The organism is Streptomyces bacillaris (assembly GCF_003268675.1).
Classification (GTDB): domain Bacteria; phylum Actinomycetota; class Actinomycetes; order Streptomycetales; family Streptomycetaceae; genus Streptomyces; species Streptomyces bacillaris.
On record NZ_CP029378.1, the window covers coordinates 3354771 to 3372989 of the forward strand.

20 protein-coding genes are annotated in these 18219 nt (G+C 71.3%); 8 read left to right on the forward strand and 12 right to left on the reverse strand.

Features of this window, described 5'->3' with window-relative positions:
- Window positions 1-23 precede the first annotated feature (23 nt).
- Together DJ476_RS14200 and DJ476_RS14205 are read right to left on the reverse strand one after the other, a co-directional pair.
- Window positions 24-1076 (reverse strand): CPBP family intramembrane glutamic endopeptidase, encoded by a 1053-nt coding sequence (locus DJ476_RS14200; protein ID WP_318294677.1) that lies wholly within the window; start codon window positions 1074-1076, stop codon window positions 24-26.
- Between the two features lie 472 nt (window positions 1077-1548).
- Window positions 1549-2193 carry a dihydrofolate reductase family protein gene (locus tag DJ476_RS14205; RefSeq protein ID WP_112490676.1) on the reverse strand — a complete coding sequence of 215 codons (645 nt, stop codon included), beginning with the start codon at window positions 2191-2193 and terminating at the stop codon, window positions 1549-1551.
- A gap of 302 nt (window positions 2194-2495) precedes the next feature.
- On the opposite strand from DJ476_RS14205, the gene DJ476_RS14210 reads away from it, so the two are divergent.
- The 3 genes from DJ476_RS14210 to DJ476_RS14220 all read left to right on the forward strand — a co-directional run bounded on the left by DJ476_RS14210 (window position 2496) and on the right by DJ476_RS14220 (window position 4087).
- A complete protein-coding gene (locus DJ476_RS14210; protein ID WP_103419039.1) occupies window positions 2496-2774 on the forward strand; it encodes a hypothetical protein in 279 nt (92 codons plus the stop codon).
- Between the two features lie 148 nt (window positions 2775-2922).
- Complete coding sequence (locus DJ476_RS14215; protein ID WP_103419097.1) at window positions 2923-3426, forward strand: NUDIX hydrolase; 504 nt, start codon at window positions 2923-2925, stop codon at window positions 3424-3426.
- A 175-nt stretch (window positions 3427-3601) separates the two neighbouring features.
- On the forward strand, window positions 3602-4087 hold the full coding sequence (locus DJ476_RS14220) for a MarR family winged helix-turn-helix transcriptional regulator (protein ID WP_112490677.1): 486 nt from the start codon (window positions 3602-3604) through the stop codon (window positions 4085-4087).
- Between the two features lie 84 nt (window positions 4088-4171).
- Here the strand turns inward: DJ476_RS14220 and DJ476_RS14225 are convergent, their stop codons facing one another.
- The 3 genes from DJ476_RS14225 to DJ476_RS14235 all read right to left on the reverse strand — a co-directional run bounded on the left by DJ476_RS14225 (window position 4172) and on the right by DJ476_RS14235 (window position 6393).
- Window positions 4172-4732, reverse strand: coding sequence for a hypothetical protein (locus tag DJ476_RS14225; RefSeq protein ID WP_318294679.1), 561 nt, complete (start codon window positions 4730-4732; stop codon window positions 4172-4174).
- A 32-nt stretch (window positions 4733-4764) separates the two neighbouring features.
- Window positions 4765-5796: a hypothetical protein gene (locus DJ476_RS14230; RefSeq protein ID WP_103419037.1), complete on the reverse strand. Its 1032-nt coding sequence runs from the start codon at window positions 5794-5796 to the stop codon at window positions 4765-4767.
- Between the two features lie 174 nt (window positions 5797-5970).
- Complete coding sequence (locus DJ476_RS14235) at window positions 5971-6393, reverse strand: hypothetical protein (RefSeq protein ID WP_112490678.1); 423 nt, start codon at window positions 6391-6393, stop codon at window positions 5971-5973.
- 117 nt (window positions 6394-6510) lie between these two features.
- Between DJ476_RS14235 and DJ476_RS14240 the strand changes: the two genes are divergently transcribed.
- Entirely contained in the window at window positions 6511-7302 is a 792-nt protein-coding gene (locus tag DJ476_RS14240) for a helix-turn-helix domain-containing protein (protein ID WP_167480378.1), read from the forward strand.
- Window positions 7299-7478, forward strand: coding sequence for a DUF397 domain-containing protein (locus tag DJ476_RS14245; RefSeq protein WP_112490680.1), 180 nt, complete (start codon window positions 7299-7301; stop codon window positions 7476-7478). Before DJ476_RS14240 ends, DJ476_RS14245 begins: the two co-directional genes overlap by 4 nt.
- A gap of 14 nt (window positions 7479-7492) precedes the next feature.
- On the opposite strand, the gene DJ476_RS14250 is transcribed toward DJ476_RS14245, so the two are convergent.
- The 3 genes from DJ476_RS14250 to DJ476_RS14260 are packed head-to-tail and all read right to left on the reverse strand — an operon-like array spanning window position 7493 to window position 10333.
- A complete protein-coding gene (locus DJ476_RS14250; protein ID WP_112490681.1) occupies window positions 7493-8083 on the reverse strand; it encodes a hypothetical protein in 591 nt (196 codons plus the stop codon).
- A complete protein-coding gene (locus tag DJ476_RS14255) occupies window positions 8080-9894 on the reverse strand; it encodes an alpha/beta hydrolase (RefSeq protein WP_112490682.1) in 1815 nt (604 codons plus the stop codon). The genes DJ476_RS14250 and DJ476_RS14255 overlap by 4 nt, the downstream gene beginning before the upstream one ends.
- Before the next feature lie 4 nt (window positions 9895-9898).
- A complete protein-coding gene (locus DJ476_RS14260) occupies window positions 9899-10333 on the reverse strand; it encodes a hypothetical protein (RefSeq protein WP_103419032.1) in 435 nt (144 codons plus the stop codon).
- 231 nt (window positions 10334-10564) lie between these two features.
- Between DJ476_RS14260 and DJ476_RS14265 the strand changes: the two genes are divergently transcribed.
- Window positions 10565-11098: a GNAT family N-acetyltransferase gene (locus DJ476_RS14265; protein ID WP_112490683.1), complete on the forward strand. Its 534-nt coding sequence runs from the start codon at window positions 10565-10567 to the stop codon at window positions 11096-11098.
- Between the two features lie 343 nt (window positions 11099-11441).
- Here the strand turns inward: DJ476_RS14265 and DJ476_RS14275 are convergent, their stop codons facing one another.
- From DJ476_RS14275 to DJ476_RS14290, 4 genes are all read right to left on the reverse strand, one after another.
- Complete coding sequence (locus DJ476_RS14275) at window positions 11442-11768, reverse strand: nuclear transport factor 2 family protein (RefSeq protein ID WP_028416904.1); 327 nt, start codon at window positions 11766-11768, stop codon at window positions 11442-11444.
- A gap of 252 nt (window positions 11769-12020) precedes the next feature.
- Window positions 12021-13058: a hypothetical protein gene (locus tag DJ476_RS14280; protein ID WP_112490684.1), complete on the reverse strand. Its 1038-nt coding sequence runs from the start codon at window positions 13056-13058 to the stop codon at window positions 12021-12023.
- A gap of 128 nt (window positions 13059-13186) precedes the next feature.
- Window positions 13187-14083, reverse strand: a complete 897-nt coding sequence (locus DJ476_RS14285) for a LysR family transcriptional regulator (protein WP_112490685.1) — start codon at window positions 14081-14083, stop codon at window positions 13187-13189.
- 31 nt (window positions 14084-14114) lie between these two features.
- The gene (locus DJ476_RS14290) at window positions 14115-14873 is read right to left on the reverse strand and encodes an SDR family oxidoreductase (RefSeq protein ID WP_112490686.1); all 759 of its coding nucleotides are present in this window, start codon (window positions 14871-14873) and stop codon (window positions 14115-14117) included.
- A 248-nt stretch (window positions 14874-15121) separates the two neighbouring features.
- On the opposite strand from DJ476_RS14290, the gene DJ476_RS14295 reads away from it, so the two are divergent.
- A complete protein-coding gene (locus tag DJ476_RS14295; protein WP_112490687.1) occupies window positions 15122-15979 on the forward strand; it encodes an SDR family oxidoreductase in 858 nt (285 codons plus the stop codon).
- A gap of 101 nt (window positions 15980-16080) precedes the next feature.
- On the forward strand, window positions 16081-18171 hold the full coding sequence (locus tag DJ476_RS14300) for a serine/threonine-protein kinase (protein ID WP_404827510.1): 2091 nt from the start codon (window positions 16081-16083) through the stop codon (window positions 18169-18171).
- Window positions 18172-18219 lie beyond the last annotated feature (48 nt).

The following is an 18219-nucleotide window of genomic DNA, read 5'->3' on the forward strand; positions in this document are numbered from 1 at the left end:
GACCGGCACGGGCCCGATACGGGCTAGGGCTCGACGCGAGAACCGGGCGCAGGCTCCGGACCGGACTCGGGCGCGGGCCCTGACCCCGGCCCAGGTGCACGCTCCGGCCCGGACTCGGGCGCGGACACGGGCTCCGGCCCATACGCAGGAGCAGCCGCAGGCCCAGGCACGGGCCCCGGAGTGGACGCGTGCGAAGCCGCAAGCCCAGGTGCAGCCGCAGGCCCAGCCGCGAGCTCCGTCCCAGCTCCAGTACGAGGCCCCTCCCCAGGGCTGACCCGCGCCACCCCCCGCCGGTCCGCGATGCGGGCCATCACCAGGCAGTACAGCGGCGCGAAGACGAACTCGACGGCCATGGCCTGCCAGGGCGCGTCGGCGGCCGTCTCGGTGGAGGCGAGTTCACCGAAACCGGCGGCGAGGCCGAAGGCGAGGAGGTTGTTGGCGGCGTGCATGGTGATGACGGCTTCGAGGCCACCGGTCCGGATGACCAGCCACCCCCACCAGAGGGCCGAGTAGAAGAGCAGGATGAACCCGGACAGCTCACCGAACCCGTGGGCCAGGGCGAACAGCAGCGAGGCGATGACGACGGCGGGCCAGGGCGACCGTACGGCCCGCCCGATCACCTGGACGAGCCAGCCCCGGAAGACGTACTCCTCGGCCGCCGCCTGGAACGGCACCAGAGCCCCGAGCACGGCGAGGCTCACCAGGAACGCGGTCCAGCCGGGGAAGCCGTCCCCGGCCGGTTCGGCGGACTCCTCGCCCCAGGTCCAGGCGATCATGATGCCGAACTGGACGATGATCATCGGAACGGCGACGGCGGCGCACAGCCCGAGCCACTTCCACCGCAACCGCCCGAGGACCGAGGAGACGGTCCCGGCGGGCCGTCGGCCCAGATACCGGGCGCCCCAGAGGACCACAGGGATCCCGATGGCGATGCCGACGAGCTGGAAGGCCATGTCGGCGACGGGGTCCGTGAAGAACACCTCGCTGTCGGGGGAGTCGGGCCCCGCGTCCAGCACCTCCGCGAGGACGGCGGCGAGACCGGTGACCACCACGATGCCGACGAAGAGCAGAAGCACGACGAGCGACAGCTCCCCGAGCCACCCGAACCGCCCGCCCTGCCCGTTACGCCCCTGCTGGTCGTAGCGCGACCCGGCCTCGGCACGTACGGGCCCGGCCGGCGGAACGGCACCGGGCGGCCCCTGCCACCCGGGGTGCCCCTGCCACCCCTGCTGCCCCTGCGGCCAGCCACCCCCGGGCGGCTGCGGCCACCCCTGCTGCCAGGTGGGCCCTGCGGGCGGCTGCTGCCAGGCAGGCCCGGTACTCCCCGTGGGCCCGGCGGCCGGCGCCGAGGGCCACGACGACGAGGGCGTAGGCGAGGACGAGGACGCGGGCGAGGACGCGGGCGGGTCCCAGGGCGAAGGAGGTATGTCAGGTTTCACACCAGGGATCTTGCTTGCGCCGGATGCCCGAGGTCAATGCGGCACAACCACACCCACCCTCGCACCCACCCCCGTACCGGCCCCGCCCAAGAAACGACGCCCCCGGTCCTCACCTCCGCCAGAACAGGTGGTGCGTCACCCCGCTCGGGCTGGGCACGACCTCCAGGTGGAACCGGTCGAGCAGTTCGTCGGGCGAGTCCCAGAGCCGCAGCCCGGACCCGAAGGTCAACGGCGATACCACCACATGCAGCGTGTCGACGAGGTCCGCGTCGAGGAACTCCCGGACGGTGGTGACCCCGCCACCGAGCCGGACGTCCTTGCCCCGGGCCGCCTCCCGGGCCTGCGCGAGCACCTCGGCCGGTTCGCCGCCGACGAAGTGGAACGTGGTGTCGGAGAGCGTGAACGAGGGGCGCTCGTGGTGGGTCATGACGAACACCGGCGTACGGAACGGAGGCTCATCGCCCCACCACCCGCGCCACGGGTCCTCGGGCCAGGGGCCGCGCTGGGGCCCGAACTTGTTGCGGCCCATGATCTCGGCCCCGATGTTGCGGGCGTAGTCCCGCGTGAAGTAGTCGTCCAGCCCTCGGCTCCCCCCGGGATCGGTCCGCATCGGCCAGCTCGCCGTGGCCCCGGCCCAGGCGAACAGCTCCCCCGGCTCGACGTCCCCGAAGGGCCGCTCCAGGGTCTGGTTCTCACCTGCCGCGATCCCGTCGCTCGAGACGCAGAAGTTCTGGACCCGCAAGAGCTGAGCCATGTGTTCCTCCCAGGTGGACCACGAGGTTGACGACGACGCTGTAAGGACTCTCCGCTACGCAGGAAATCATCGCGCGCGATACCGGGGACTTCCGTCCGGCGCGGCGTGAGGACCGCCCCGCGTCGGCCACCAGCACAGCCACCGGGCCCGCACCCCGCCCCCGGACCGTTCCCCGCCCAGGGCGCACCTGCCCGCCGATCCGCGCGGGCCCGGGGCAGCACCCGGCGCCGTGCGGCCGTGTCCTCCCTCACAGACGAGGGCGGCAGCGTGACGAAAGGCGGACGGACGCCGTCTGGAAGGGCATGAACGACCTGACCGATGAGGACATCGCCCGCGCGGTGCGCACCATCGCCGCCATGGAGGCGTCCCGCGACGCCCTGGCCACCCGGGTGGCGGCGCTACGCACCGCCACGGCCCCCGGGGACCTGGCGGAACGCGACCGCTGCGGCAACGCCATGGCGGAAGCCGACGCCCGCATCCTGCTGGAATCCATCGACGTACTCGACCGGCTCGGGATGACAGCCGCAGCCATGGCCTGCACCCACGTCGCCCAGGCGGAAGGCATCCTCCCGGCCCGCTGACCCCCAGAGGGGGGCTGGGAGGCGGCGGTCGCCACGGACCGCCTTCAGCTCGGCCTCCCTGCCGTCGGGGCTTCGGTGCCGGAACAGCCGACCGGCGTTGTCGGTCGACCCCCGGGCCGGCGGCGGGACACGGTCCTACAGTGAGGACATGCCGGACGATCAGCACCGCATGACCGTGGACGACGACGTCGAGATCCCTGCGCCCGCCGACGGCGAGGTGTGGGCCGTCGGGGCCGTCATCCTCCATGGGAACGGCCACGCCTTCGCCCAGAAGCGCAGCCCTGCCCGGCGGCTCTTCCCCGACTGCTGGGGCATCGTCGGCGGCCACGTCGAGCCCGGCGAAACCCTCCTGGAGGCCTTGGCCCGCGAGGTCGAGGAGGAGACCGGCTGGCGTCTGCGCCGCGTCCGGCGCCTCCTGGGGATCTCCACGTGGACCGGCGACGACGGGGGCGGAACACGGCACGAGGCCGACTACCTCGTCGAGGTCGACGGTGACCTGGACCGCCCCGCCCTGGAATGGTCCAAGCACACCGCATACGACTGGTTCGGCCCCGACGACCTCTCCCGCCTCATGGAGAACCGTGCTCCCGGCGACCGTCTCATCCACGACGTCGTCGCGAAAGCCCTACAAGAGCGCCCGGACCCGGCCTAGTTGACTCCTGGGGTCGCACTCGTGGCGTCGTAGGGCTGACGCCTGGTCGTTCGCCGCCCCAGCGCCCGGCGGCCCGACACGAGCAACCGGACAAGTCCGCCCGTCGGCCGTCCGGCCCGACTCGCCACCCCAAGGCGCTTGACCTCAAGTCAGGTTGAGTTTCTACGTTCTTCCCATGACCACTTCGAGCAGCACCTCAGCCCTCTTCACCCCCTCCCACGACGATGCCGACCTCGTCGCCCAGCCCATCGGATACTGGGCCAGCGCTGCCGGCCAGGCCGTCGTCCAGAACATCCGGACCGCGCTCGGCGTCCTCGGTCTGACCCAGCCCGCCTGGTGGGTCCTGCACCACCTCAGCGAGCGCCCGAAGGGCTGGGACCGCACGGAACTGATCGAATTCCTCAGCTACTATCCGGGCCCCGACGACGACCTGCCCGGCGACATCGACAGCCTCGTCGCCCGGGGCCTGGTGTCCCAGAACGCGGCCGGGCACCTGCTGCGGACCGAGTCGGGCGCGGAGCTGTACTCCCGTGCGGCGGCACGGCAGTCGGAGCTGCGCCGCCAGGTACACGAGGGCATTCCGGACGAAGAGTACGCCCGCACCCTCAAGGTCCTCCAGCGCATGATCCACAACGTGCAGGGTGACGCGTGGCACCACTGATCCGGGCGGGCCGCCCCGGTTCACCGCTCGCGCCGCCCGGCTCCCCGGACCGGCGCCCGTCCAGCATGATCCGAACGAGAGGCCCTAGCCCCGCCAGCGGGGCGCCTGGTCATCCGGGGTGCCCGGACTCGCGAAGTGGAAGGGGACGGTGAGGCGGGCGGCCAGGGCCCTGCCACTGCGGTCAGCGGCGGCAGCCGAGGGATGGAGGGCCCCCGGAGCCTCCCCCTCCCCGAAGTACCGCACCGCCGCATCCCGGTAGACGGTGGCCAGACAACGCTCGCCGACCGGATCGGCGGTGATCGCCATCAGGCACACGAACCAGTCGTGAACGGTGTCCCCGTCCCACACCGCCTCGATCGCCACGACGCGCCCGGGACACCCGGCGGCACGGGCCGCCAGGGACTCCACGTCCAGAGGGCTGTCGGGAGTGCGGGCGACGCGGTCCCCATGGTGCAGGTAGCGGTCGTGGACCAGGATCTGGGCCTCATGGAGCCCCAGCCCACGGGCGCGCCCGACCTCGTGGACGACACGCAGGGCCTGCATACGGTTGTCCTGAAGCACATACCCGTCGACCTGGCGGCGGATGCCGACCGGCAGCAGCTCCCACCACTCGTCCCTGCCCGTGCCCCCGCCCCCGTCTGCCACCAGGCCACAGTACGCAGGCGGGAACAGGACGGTCAGGGACTGTCCGCCTCCCCCTCCGCGAGGGCGGCGAACCGCTCCCGCCACGGCAGCGGCTCGGAGGCTTCCCCGGCCCCCTCCCGCATGCCCGCCCAGAACGCGCGCTGCTCCTCCCGATGGCACGGCCCGCAGGTGGTGGCCCACGGCACCGGAGGTCGGAACAGGTGCTCCTCCCCCGGCCCGGCGCAGGGGATCAGCTCGGGCGGCGGCAGGAACGGCGGCGGCGCCGGGTCCTCGACGGGCGCCGCGGGCAGCTTCTCCCGGAGCCGGTGCGCCAGGAACCCCACCGCCGACCGGACCCCGTCCGGCGGCAGCCCACCGCACAGCGCCCGCCGCAGGTCGGCAGCGGTGACACCCCGCCGCAACCACTCGGCGGCGAGCCCGGCGAGCGTACGGGCCTCACGCACGCCGAGATGCAGTTGGCGCTGCTCATGCCGGAGGGAGAGCAACACACGCTCGGCGGCGACCACTTCGGCGGACCGGGAGGCAGCACCACCGCCCCCGTCGGAGTCCTCCGCCGACGACTCCGCGCCGTCCACGTCCTCGCGCGCTTCGGTGGGTGGGTGGGATGAGTTCTTCCCCGGTTCTCCGTCCGCGGGTAAAAGACCACCGACCACCCGGGCCCTCGGAGCGCCGACGGTCGGAAAGTGCCCACTCGGAGCAGGGACGGCTTCCAGCACCTCGTACCCATCGGCCGGAACCCCGGCCCGCAGCCGCGCGACCTGATCGTCGGTCAGCGGGCAGTTGGAGAAGATCTGCACGGTCCGCCACCGCCCACCGGATGCGGCTTCCCGACGCTCGTGCAGATAGCCGGACGCGACCAGCTCGGCCTTGGCCTTCTGGTACCGCCGCCCGTTGATGTCGAGCTTGCGGGCATGCTCGCTGAGGGCCTTGTCGCGATCCCCTTCGGGCAGCCCTTGCACGTACATGATGAGGATCTTCGCGTCACTGCCCAGACGCGGCTGGCGCACCAGACTGTTGCAGACCTTCGTGTAGCCCCGGGAGGGCGGGATAACATGCGAAATCATCGCGGGTGGATGTGCCTTCCACTAGTGGTGTAGGTCCCCGAGCCGGTGCTGTTACACCGCCGGGGACCGCCCTATACACGCGCGCATATATCGGTAGGCGTGCACGCACAGAGCGTGATGTCACGCCTACGGTACCGCAACCTGATGACTCAGGTCCGCCGCCGGTTCACTCCTTCACCTCGCACCCTCCCGCACCCGCAGCCAGGCCATCTCGTGCAGCAGCGCCGCATCCACGAACGGGTCCTCCGCCGTGGGCCGCGACCGCCAGTCCAGCGGCCAGGTCACCCCGTCCAACGCGGGCACCCCCACGAACGCCTCCCCGCGCGCACTCCGGCTCATCGCCTCCACGCCGGGCGGCCACCGATGGCCGGCGGCCGCACCGGGCGCCACCAGGAAGTACATGCTCCGCTCCCCGACGCCCGAGCGAACGATGGGCCCGGCATGGAAATCGGTGAACTGCATGACCTCGTACGCGATTTCCTCACCGAGCATGCCGATGGCCCGTACGGCGTCGAAGTGGATGCCCACATGGCGCAGGGCGTGGCCGGAGGCGGGGATCCAGGACGGCACCGGATCCAGTGAATCTCGAAGTTCCATGCGCTCAGCGTTGCGGCGGACACGTACCGTGACCAGGGTCACCAGCAGGTTGTGAACAGTGGTGTACAGACGAGGTGACCCGTGCACTCCAGTGATCAGGCCGAGACGGCCGCCGAGATGTTCGGCCTGCTGCTCCGGCACTTCCGCGAGCGGGCCGGACTGTCGCAGGAGCAGTTGGGCAGGCGCATCGGCTACTCCAAGTCCCAAGTGGCGATGGTGGAACGGGGCGCGCGACCGCCGAAGGGCGTCTTCGTACAGCGGGCGGACGAGGTGCTGGATGCACAAGGTGCGCTGATCGTCGCGGCACCGAAGCCCCCGAAGCAGACGAAGCAGCGCAATCCGCTGCCCGGTTGGTTCACGCCGTTCGCGGAAGAGGAAGGGAAGGCATGGGCCCGGCACGAGTACGAGAACCACGTCATGCCCGGCCTGCTCCAGACGGAGGCATACGCGCGGGCCGTCCTTACGGGGCAGTACCCAACCTTCGACGACGACGAGATCGAAGCGAAGGTCGCCGCACGCCTCGAACGACAGAAGCTGCTGTCCCGCAGGCCGCTGCCCGACATCAGCTTCGTCCTGGAGATGATCGTGCTGACCCGTCCGATCGGCGGCCGCCGCGTCATGAAGGCCCAGCTTCACCACCTCGCCGACGTGGCGCGGCTCCGGCCCGTACGCATCCAGCTGATGGACCCGTACCGCGAGGACCATGCGGCACTGGACGGCTCCTTCGTCCTCCTGGAGACCGACAAGCGCCAGCAGCTCGCCTATATCGAGGGACAGGGCGGCAGCTTCTTCGTCACCGAACAACCGCAGTTGGGGAACCTGTTCGGCAAGTATGGCGTCACCCGGGCCCAGGCATACACTCCGGAAAGGACGCTGGAAAAAGTCGAGAAGATGGCAGAGGAACTATGAGCACCGACCTCCACTGGTTCAAGTCCAGCTACAGCGGCAGCGAGGGCGGCGATTGCGTCGAGGTGGCCACCTGCCCCCACACCGTCCACGTCCGCGACTCCAAGGACCTCACCGTCCCCGCGCTCGCCGTCTCCCCCGCCACCTGGACGTCCTTCGTGGAGTTCGCCGCGTCCTGAGCACGTCCCCGAGGTCAGGAGGAGGGGGTGGGCCCCGGTACCGGGGTCTCGGCGGACCAGAAGTCGGAGTGGACGTTGGGGGTGGGGATCTCGCCCTCGTACGCACGGCCGTTGGCGACCTTCGTGGGCGGGGCGACCTTCGACTTGTCCACGCAGGGACTGGTGACCTCGAAGAAGGCCTGTCCCTTGTAGCCGAAGAGGACCAAGATGCCGAAGCCGTCCGGGGACGTGGCGATGATCTCGGGCATCTCCTTGCTCGGGTTCACCATCTTGATCCGGTAGTCGTTCGCCTTCCAGAAACGTTCGACCAGGCCGAGGAAGTTGCCGCGACGCTGTTCGGAGACGACCGTCATCACCTTCCAATAGCGCGTCACGTCGCAACTGCCAGTCGTCGTGGTGTCGTGAGCCCATTCGATCTCCGGCTTGATCGCTCCGACGGTCGCGTAGAACATCCCGTCGGCGCGCTCCGCCGCTCCCTGCATGTCCATGCCTGCCAACGCTCCCTTCCCGTTCGTGTCCCCGCCCAGCAGCCCGCACCCGGCGAGTAGCGCGCCGACCACAGCCATCGCACAGGCCAGGCGAGTGGTCCGTGTGATGTGCCTCATCGATGGTCCTCCCTCACGATCTCCTCGGAGCGTCCGCTGACGATCCTGGCAATGTTGGCCGCCGACTCCTGATCCTTCGCCGGATCGAAGTACTGGGAGTGGGCTTCGAACAGCCCGCCTTCCAGGATCATCCTGGGGCCGTCGTCGACTTCGAAGCGCTGGGCTCCGAAGGCCGCGCTCGCCGGGTCCTTGCCGAAGTACAGATCGTCGTTGCCGACATCGAAGAGGTCACGTCCCACCCTGACCCCCGTCGGACCTCCGAGTCCCCAACCGAGCGCTACCTCGCCCTTCGTGGGCAGATGGGTGACCGGGTCGTTGTCGGCGGCGCCGACGAACACATGGTCCCTGCCCACACCGAGTTCCGTCGCCTTCTGCGCGTCCACGCCGGGGCTGCCCAGCAGGATCACGTCGTCGACGCCCGGAATGCCGCCGGACTGCTTGGCGGCCGTGCCCACGGTGAGGGACCCGTACGAGTGCCCGATCGCTGTCACATGAGGGTCCGCGTTCCCGTTGGTCACCGAGATGCCCGCCATGAACTCGTTGTAGGCCGGAGCGCCCCGTTGCGCATCGCCCTTCGACATCACGTCCACGTGCTGCGGTGCGTCGTAGCCCAGCCAGATGATCGAGGCAGTGGACGGGTCAAGACGCTGAGCCCCCTTGGCCGTGTCCTGAGCCCGCTTCATCGTGTCGTCCACGAACTCGTTGTCGAGCTTGGTACCGAGCCCCGGAACGTACGCCGCGACATGCCGGGAGGTGTCGGGGTTGCCGTACGAGACGATCGCGCGCCCGTTGCCCTCGTCCCCGATGCCGAGGAGGAACATGGGCGGGTGGCTGGGCTCGTCCAGCTTGCCCTGGATCATGCGGAGGGCGTCGAGCTTGGTCTTCACGTCGTCGCCGCCCCGGTGCCCCATCTCCTCGATGAGGACCGGCAGGTAGGTGCGGTTCGCCTCGTCGCGGATCGCCGCCGGGACGCCGTCCAGGCCCCCGATCAGGTCGGGTGCGACCTTCAGGTACTCCTGCCGCTGTTCGTCGGCCAGGCCGTCCCACCACTTCTTGCGCTCGGCGGGGCTCTTGTCCTGCGGGATGCCCTCGGCAAGGTGCTTTCCGGCGGTGGAACGGACGTCGGCGGTGTCGCGGGCCACGTCCTTCAGCGTGGCCGCCGTGACGTCGAGTCCCTTCTCCGCTTTGAGGCCGTTGAGGGTCTTCGCGTAACGGGCGTCGATCTCCCGCGCGGACCGTACGGCGCGGGCGATACGGTCGGCCACGTCCTGCGCCTTCGCCGCGTTGGGGTTTACCGGCCGGAAGCCGGACCCGGAGTAGCCGGGGTAGAGCGACGGCTGCCCCGGCGAGCCGAGGGCCGGCGGTTCCAGCGGGAGGCGGGAGCTGCCCTGGGACCTGCCACCCGGAGCCTCCTGCTCCGCCCCGGCCAGGTCCTCGACCTGGGCTGCCGGGTAGCTGACGGAACCGTCCTCGTGGACGGTGAAGTTCAGGGCGGCCGCGTCCGCCAGGGCCCGCTTCAACTGGTTCTGGGGGCCGACGAGGTCGCCCGCGAGCCCGTTGAGCGCCGTACGGACGAGCCCGCACTCGGACTGGAGGTACTGGAAGTTGCGACTCAGGCGCCGGAGCCTGCCGGCAGCCGCCGTCGCCGCGTCGCTCTCCTGGGTCTCCGTGATCTTCGCGGTCATCGCGCGGTCGACCCGTACGCGGTCGGAGGCCGAGCGGCCCGAGACCTCGTGCCACTTGTCGCCCGCCTCCGTCAGCTCAGAGGTCTTGAGATCACGCAACTGCTGCCAGGTGAGGGTTCCGGTCATCGCCTCATCGCTTCTCGTCCGCCTTGCCGGTGACGCGGACACCCTTGAAGGACTTCTCGACCGCCGCCTCCGCCTCCCCCATCTCCTTGGCGACCGTCAGCAGGGCCCCTTCAAGGTGCTCGCACTCGTCCCGTACCGACCGGAGGCGGTCCTCCCAGGACGTCAGCACACTCTTGAGGGCGGTCACGGAGCTGAGGCCGACGGTTCCCGCCTCGACGCCTTCATGGCCGCGCCGGAGAGTCGACCGGCTCGTCTCCGTCCTGGTGCGCAGGTCACCGGCGGTGCCGGAGGCGCTGGTCCAAGGCCCCTTGCTGTGCTTGAGGTTCCCGGTTCCGGCCGCCCCGGGCCCGGGGGCGGAGGCCGCCGCCGAGGCGACCCTCATCGCGGTCCCCTCGCCGGTCAGCCCGAACATTTCCTGCCAGCGCTCCGAATGCGACACGACTCCCCCTGCCCCTCTGCGTTCCGCTTCCGCGCCCCGAGAGATTAACGCAGGGCACGCACAGGTACGCGATCGAGAACGAGTTTCGGACAGGAGAACGGCTGGACAACCGTGCTGGTCGAGCGGAGACGCTTGCTTTCGCGCACGACCGGTGAGGACACCTGGCGGGGAGGCTAGGCTCTGGAGTGACTTGGCTGGAGTGACCTGGAGACAGGTACGAAGGGAGTCACGATGATCACCTGGCGCAGGCTCGCCGAGGACGACTTCCCCTTGCTGATCTCGTGGCTGGAGCAGCCGCACGTCGCCCGGTGGTGGAACCACGAAACGTCACCGGAGGCGGTGGAGCGGGACTTCGGGCCGGCCGTCCGGCGCGAGGAGCCTGCGGAGGTGCTGCTCGCCCACCTGGATGGCACCCCGGTCGGCCTGTTGCAGTACTGCCGGTTGGCCGACTACCCGGAGTACGTGGCGGAGCTGGCCCCCTTGATCGAGGTCCCTGCCGAGGCCCTGACCATCGACTATCTGATCGGTGATCCGCAGCTGGTGGGCCAGGGACTCGGCCCGCGCATGATCCGGTCGGCCCTCAGGTCGATCTGGCACAACCACCCCCGGGCCACCTGCGTCCTCGTGCCCGTGGTGGCGGCCAACCGGGCGTCCTGGCGGGCGCTGGAGAAGGCCGGGCTGCTGCGGATCGCCTCGGGCGACCTGGAACCGGACAACCCCGTCGACGACCCGGCCCACCACCTCTACCGGATCGACCGGCCCTGACGTACGGGGGGGGCGGGCCCGCCGGACCTCAGCCGCGTCGCCCCGTACATCACCCGCGCCCCGACACTGTGCAGCAGTTCCCCGGACTCCGGCCGAGGACGCCCGTCGAGCGGGGGTGGCGTTCGTCCTGCACCACGTCTTCCGCCACCCCTTCGCCGAGATCGCCGGCGTCCTCGGCCGGATCCCTGCGGCCTGCAAGCAGCTTGCCGCCTCCGCCCGGCGGCAGGTGCGGGGCCCACATCTGGGTGGTCCGCAACCCGGAGAAGCTACGGCCGTGGCCGCGGGACGGATGACGCGGCCCACCCGGCTCAGGGGCCCAGGGGGCTCAGAGGACCCGGAGGGCTCAGGCGGGTGCCTGGCCCGTCTCGAAGCGGCTGATGCGGTCGCCGGTGACCGTGAAGACCCAGCGCGTCCGCATCGTGCCCCAGGTGTCGTTCGTGTAGTCGACGACGAGCGTGCGGCCGTCGTCCGAGGCATCGACGACCTTCATGCGGCCGTTCGCCTTCGGGGAGAAGATCTCCTTCTCCGTCCAGGCCGCCAGATCCCGTTCGCTGCCGTCGTCGGACATCGTGGCGTCCTCGGTGAGGACGGCGGTGAAGGCGGTCTCGTCGCCCGCGTTGACGGCGGCGACGAACTTCTCCACCACCGGGTCGCTGATCGATGTGGTCATGGTGCTGCGCTCCTCCTCTGCCCGGCCGGGGACGGGCGTCCCCGGGGATCCGTTCCGAGTCTCTGTCGGCCGACCCGCCACCGCATGTCGGGCGACGGCCGGTCCTCCGGGCCCAGCCAGCCGCCGGACCCTGTCGGCCGGGGGCCGCCCCGGCCCAGGGGCTGCATGCCCTCCGCGGGTGCAGGCGCGGAGGCGGTGCTGCCCGAGCTGGGCCGGGACGGGGTATGGGGGGAAGGGGCGGCGGGCGAGGGGTCACCTATGGGCGCGCCGCCTCCTGGCCTGGCGTCCGGCGACGGCGAGACCGGCTCCCAGGACGATCAGCGTCCCGCCTGCGCCGAGCGCCCACTTCGTCGCGGCGTTGCTCCCCGTATGGGCGAGCCCTCCACCCTCGGCACCGCCCTCCGCACCGGACACCGCCGCCTGACCGGCACCGCCGGAGAGCGCGGAGTCGCTCCCCGTGGACTCCGGGGCGGGCAGGGGGTGTGCGGAGGGAGCGGGGCCGGGGGTGGCGGAGGGGCCGGAGCCGGGGTCCGTGGACGGGTCGGGGCCGACGGAGGGATCAGGGTCCGTGGACGGGTCGGGATCAGGGCCGGGCTCCGTGGACGGCCCCGGATCGGCGGACGGGTCGGGCCCAGGACCGGTGGACGGATCCGGATCGGGGCCGGGCTCCGCGGACGGCTCGGGCTCGGTGGACGGCTCCGGGCTCGGGGCATCGCGGTGGACGAGCTGCGCGGCCACCCAGTAGTCCTCGTCTCCGGTGGCATGGTGCTCGTCGGGCTGGGGGCCGAGGTACAGCTCGACCGACGGGGCGTCGGCGGAGAACTTCATTCTCAGCCGAATGGTGGTCTTCCCCGGCGGCAACACCATGGGGCGAACGGGGAGTTCCACATCCACGTCCTGCGGCCCCATGTCCACCAGCTTCGCATCGACCCATGAACCGCCGGACCGGGCCTGAACGTTCATGTGCGACGGATGAAGGGCCGGACCGGGAAAGAGGGTGATCACCTGCATGTCCGAGGCGAAGTCGGAGATCTCTCCCTGCGAGATGTTGTCCAGCACCAGGTCGAACTCCTCCCAGGCACCGCCCGCCACGAACGTCCCGGGCACCCCTTTGAGCCTGGTCACCAGACCGTTCTCGACCGAGGACGGGCCGTCGCCCCGTACCGCGCCCACCTCGCGGGCGGGGAGGACCCGCGCGCTTCCTGTCACGGCCAGGGCAGGCGCGCCTGCCAGGAGTGCCGAGGCGGCCACCGATGCGGCGGCCAGCAGCGCGATGTGTCGACGTTTCATGGAGCTACCGATTCCTTCGAGGGGCGAGAGATCACCAGCCTCCCGGCCCTCCGACGGTCCCGATAGCCACCTTCTTCTTATCGACCCATAAAGGGAACTTCTGGGCTCAGCACGTCACATACCGCACGTCACATACCGCCCCCACCCAGAAGCTCCCCCGCCCGGCTGAGGAACACATCCCGGTCCCGGCAGGTCGTGTGCGCGGGCCACAGGGCGTGGACCGGTACGTGGACCGGCGGGTCCAGGTCGATGACGTGGGCCGCGCCGCCCGCCGCCGGGCCCGCGGGGGTGGTCACGAAGGCGATGCGGCCGGTCGCGCTGACGGCGGTGACGGGCGGGGTGCCCTGCACGGGGTTGCGCCGGGTGTCGGGCTCCACGCCCGCCTGGCGGCACAGGCCGATCAGGAGGTCCGTGTACGCGGACGAGCCGGACTCGCCCCACACCGTCAGCGGCTCCCCGTTCAGGTCCGCCAGGGCCACAGTCGGGCGGGTGGCGAGCCGGTGGCCGGCGGGGACGGCGACCCGGAGGCGGTGTTCGGCGATCCGGGCGCGGGTGAGGCCCGGGTCGGCGGGCATGGACCGGCTGAGCCCCAGGTCGCAGGCGCCGGTGAGGAGTTGGTCGCGCAACTCGTCGGGGAAGAGCTGGCGTACGTGGGCCTGTATGCCCTGCTCCTCCGTACGGGCCCGGGTCAGCAGGTCCACCACCTCCTCCGCCGTGACCGCCGGAGTGTGCCCGATCCGCAGGTGCCCGGCCTGGCCCCGGCCGATACGCCGGGTGCGCTCCAGGGCGGCGTGGGCCTGGGCCTGGAGCGCGCGGGCGTCGTCGATGAGGGCCTGGCCGGCGGGGGTGGGAGCGACGTGCTGGTGGCCCCGGACCAGGAGCTGGACCCCGACGTACCGCTCAAGGGTGCGGATCGAGGTGCTCAGCGCCTGCTGGCTGAGGTGCAGCCGTTCGGCCGCCCGGGTGAACCCGCCCTCCTCGGCCACGGCGACGAGGTGTTCCAGCTTGTGCAGGTCCAGGGTCACGCGTTCCTCCCGTACGCCTGGTCGGCCGGGGTCAGCGGACCGTGTAGCCGCCGTTGGCGAAGATGGTCTGCCCGGTGATCCAACCGCCCTCGGTGACCAGGAACTTCACCAGCGGCGCGATGTCCTCGATCTCCGTCAGCCGGCCGCCCATGGCCTGCGACTTGTGGAACTCCACGCGCTCCGGCGTCTCCTGGGGGTAGAAGAACGGCGTGTCCATCGGCCCCGGGGCCACATTGTTCACCGCGATCCCGCGCGGGGCGAACTCCTTGGCCGCCGCCCGGGTGAAGTGCTCCAGCGGGGCCTTGGCGCCCGCGTAGGTGGCGTACCCGTCGGTGAAGGCGGCGAGCAGGGAGGTCACGAGGCTGACGATCCGCCCGCCGTCGTTGAGCCGGGCACCGGCCTCCTGGAGGAAGAAGTACGCCGCCTTGGAGTTGATCGCGAACATGCGGTCGTACTCCTCCTCGGACGTCTCCGCGATCGGCTTGCGGAGGACCATCCCGGTGGTGTTCACAGCCACGTCCACCCCACCGAAGGCGTCCAGCGCCTGGTCGAAGAGGCTGCGTACGCCCTCGACCCGGGTCAGGTCCTCCCGTACGACGAGGGCCTGGGCACCCGCGCCCCGTACCGCCTCCGCCGTCTTCTCGGCGTCGGCGGCGGTGTTCTCCCCGTGGTAGTGCACGACGACGTTGGCCCCGGCCTCGGCCAGGCTCCGGCTGATGAGTCCGCCGAGGTTCTTGGCCCCTCCGGCGACGACCGCGGTCTTGCCCTTCAGCAGCTGCTGCTCGCTCATGGTGACGGTCCTCTCTCCGGCCGCATACGCCGACAGTCAGTCGATATGCCGACATGCGGTCGATATGCGGCGTTGGTCTGCGTTCGTTGCAGTTTCCGTCGTCCACGCTAGGAGCGCCTGCGGGCCACGGGGAAACACAAAGATCGGGTCGACCCACCAGGAAGATGGGTCGCCGCAGGTCAGCGGGGGTGTGGCGGCCTGACGGGAAAGCGATTGACGCATCCGTACGGGCCCCGAAGGATGACCGCGTGACGACCGAAGAACAGCCTCCGACCGCACCGCCCCCGGCCCCGACCTCGGCCTCAGCCCCGGCCCAGGTCCAGGTCCAGGTCCAGGACTCGCAGTCTCCCCGCCCCGTCGCCCTCATCACCGGCGTCGGGCGCTCCATCGGGATCGGCGCGGGCATCGCCCGGCAGCTCGCGGCCTCCGGGTGGGACGTCGCCTTCACCTACTGGACGCCGTACGACCTGCGCATGGAGTGGGGCGCCGAGGACGGGGCCGCCGCGTCCATCGCGGAGGAGCTGGCGGGTGCCGGAGCCCGTACGGCGGCGATCGAGGCGGACCTCACCGACCCCGACACCCCCGCCCGCGTCTTCGACGAGGCGGAGCAGCGCCTCGGCCCGGTCACCGCGCTGGTCCTCTCGCACGCGGAGTCGGTGGACTCGGGGCTGCTGGACACCACCGTGGAGGCGTTCGACCGGCACTTCGCCGTGAACGCGCGGGCCAGTTGGCTGCTCATCCGCGAGTACGGGCTCCGCTTCCGCGGCGAACCGGACGCGGCCGCGGGCCGTGTCGTCGCGCTCACCAGCGACCACACCGTCGGCAACCTGCCCTACGGCGCGAGCAAGGGCGCCCTGGACCGCATCACCCTGGCCGCCGCGCACGAGCTGGCCCACCTCGGGGTGACCGCCAACGTCGTCAACCCCGGCCCTGTGGACACGGGTTGGATGAACGACGAGCTGCGCCGGGCCCTGGCCCAAGGCACCCCTCTCGGCCGTCTCGGCACCCCGCAGGACACCGCGCATCTGGTGGATTTCCTGTGTTCGCCCCAAGGCCAGTGGGTCAACGGGCAGTTGCTGAAGAGCAACGGCGGCGCGGCTTCCTGAGACCCGCGCGAAATCCCCTCCTGGTGAGCGCTGCGGAGAGCTGTGCAGGGCTGACGGAGCGTCTACTGTTTGCCTGGTCCATGTAGTGCACAGGGGGTCGCATGCAAGGCAAAGACAGGGCCGGGGCCGACGATGTCCAGGGCGGTGGCGCAGGCGGCTGGGGCAGCGGCGGTCACGGGGGCCGCGGCTCAGGGCCCGGCCCCGAGGACTCCGTATCCGCCCAGCAGTGGCCCCCCACACCCCCGCGCGGCGCTTCCCCGCACGCTGCCGCCCACCCGACCCCGCGCCTGGTGATCGACGGCCGCTACGAGCTGCTGGAGCCGATCGGCAGCGGCGGCATGGGCGAGGTGTGGAAGGCCCACGACCGGCGGCTGCGGCGCTTCGTCGCCGTGAAGGGGCTGCTCGACCGGAACGCGATGACGCCCGGCACCCAGGCGGCCGCGATGCGGCGGGCACGCCGGGAGGCGGAGGCGATCGCCAAGATCGAGCACCAGAACGTGGTGACGGTCCACGACCAGGTCGAGACCGACAACCAGGTCTGGATCGTGATGAAGCTCCTCGAAGCCCGTTCCCTGGCCGACCTGTTGCGCGCCGAGCGGGTGCTCGCCGTACCGAGGGCGGCGGACATCGGCCTCCAGATCCTGCAGGGCCTGCGGGCGGTGCACGCGGCGTCGGTCGTCCACCGGGATGTGAAGCCGGGCAACGTGCTGGTCCACGACAACGGCCGGGCGGTCCTGGTGGACTTCGGGATCGCGACGTTCGAGGGCGCCACGCAGGTGACCCGGTCCGGCAGCGTGATCGGCACGCCCCCGTATCTGGCGCCCGAACTCTTCGCCCCCGGCTCCCCCGGCCCCACCCCCGCCTCCGACCTGTGGGCACTCGGCATCACCCTGTACGAGATGGTCGAGGGCCGGGTCCCCTTCGCCGGGGGCGAGGTGTGGGAGGTCCAGGAGAACATCCGGCACTCCCCCGACCCTGCCATCCGGTACGCGGGTCCGCTCGCCCCCGTGATCCAGGGCCTCCTCTTCCCCGACCCGGACGACCGCCTGGACGCGGCGACGGCGGAGGCGATGCTGCGGGAGGCGCTGGGCGACCCTCCGGCCCCGCACACCCCCGGGCCCGGCGCGGCCACCCCCCCGCCGACGGCCCCTTCGGAACCCGCGCCCGACCCCGTACGCGCCCCCGCGCCCGCCCCCGTACCGGAGCCCCTGGGGCCGCCCGTCCCGGCGGCCGCCCACCGCAAGCGCCCCCGCCCCTGGCTGAGGGCGGCGACGGCGGTGGTGTGCGTGGCCCTGCTGGGGACGGCGGGGTGGCTGGTGGCGCAGGGCATCGGCGACGACGAGAAGACCGGCACGGGCAGCGGCAGCACCACGGCCGGCTCCGGCGGCAGCGCCGCGCCGGAGCCGTGGAAGAAGGCGAACCCCAAGCTGAAGATCGGCGTCAAGGACGACCAGCCGGGCCTGAGCAAGTACGACAAGAAGACGGAAACGTACACCGGCTACGACATCGACCTGGCCTACGCGATCGCCGCGCACATGGGGTACAGCCGGGACGAGGTCGCCTTCACCACGGTCGCGACCGACTACCGGAGCACCGCTCTCAAAGCGAAGCAGGTGGACCTGGTCATCGCCTCGTACAGCATCACCGACGACCGCAAGTCCGCCTCGCCCGGCGGCTACAGCGTCGACTTCGCGGGCCCCTACTACGAGGCGAGCCGGAGCTTCCTGGTCCGCGAGAAGTCGAGCAAGTACACGATCAGGGACTCCAGCGACCTGCGCCGCCTGGGCGTCGAGGTGTGTACGGCACGGGACTCCACGTACGAGAAGGAGCTGCCCAAACGCGGCTTCACGATGACGGAGTCCCAGCCCAACACGTACCAGGACTGCCTGGACCAACTCCTCGACGTGCGCTCGGACGTCTACGCGGTCGCCTCGGACGACATCGTCCTGGCGGGCTACGAGAAGGCGAACCCGGGGAAGGTCCGGCGGCTGGAGAACATCCAGGGCGCGGAGGGCTACGGCGTGGCGATGCGCCCCAAGTCCCCGGTCCTGAAGGGCGAGGTGTGCGCGGCGCTGCGCACGATCCTGGGCGGCCGGACCTGGGACGAGATGTACGAGAAGAACCTCTCCGCCCTCCTGGACCACAAGCCCCCACCGGGCCGCCCGGACCTGACGGAGTGCGAGGGCCACTGAGCGGCGGCGGTTGTACGGGGCGGGCCCGGCTTCACCGCTACCGGGCAG